This window comes from Colidextribacter sp. OB.20 (assembly GCF_009911595.1).
Lineage (GTDB): Bacteria > Bacillota > Clostridia > Oscillospirales > Oscillospiraceae > Lawsonibacter.
This window is the reverse complement of record NZ_QWKG01000167.1, coordinates 1-675: the sequence shown is the minus strand read 5'-3', so window position 1 is coordinate 675 and position 675 is coordinate 1. Positions and strand designations below refer to the sequence as shown.

Sequence of the window (675 nt, the reverse complement as noted above, 5' to 3'; positions counted from 1 at the left end):
TCGCCTCCGGTGTTCCTCCATATATCTACGCATTTCACCGCTACACATGGAATTCCACTCTCCTCTCCTGCACTCAAGTCTCCCAGTTTCCAATGCACACAATGGTTGAGCCACTGCCTTTTACATCAGACTTAAGAAACCACCTGCGCTCGCTTTACGCCCAATAAATCCGGACAACGCTTGGGACCTACGTATTACCGCGGCTGCTGGCACGTAGTTAGCCGTCCCTTTCTGGTTAGATACCGTCACTTAAGTAATTTTCCACTCTACTTAACGTTCTTCTCTAACAACAGAGTTTTACGATCCGAAAACCTTCTTCACTCACGCGGCGTTGCTCGGTCAGGGTTGCCCCCATTGCCGAAGATTCCCTACTGCTGCCTCCCGTAGGAGTCTGGGCCGTGTCTCAGTCCCAGTGTGGCCGATCACCCTCTCAGGTCGGCTATGTATCATCGCCTTGGTAGTCCTTTACACTACCAACTAGCTAATACAACGCGGGATCATCAAGTAGTGAAGCAATTGCTTCTTTTAAATAAGAATCATGCGATTCTCATTGTTATGCGGTATTAGCGTTCGTTTCCAAACGTTGTCCCCCGCTACTCGGCAGATTTCCCACGCGTTACTCACCCGTTCGCCGCTCTTCATAAAAATAGCAAGCTATCTTTAATCATCGCTCGA

At 49.2% G+C, this 675-nt stretch carries 1 rRNA gene; it reads right to left on the bottom strand.

Annotated elements, in window-relative coordinates:
* Positions 1–675, bottom strand: a 16S ribosomal RNA gene (locus D1641_RS19020); the annotation flags it as partial.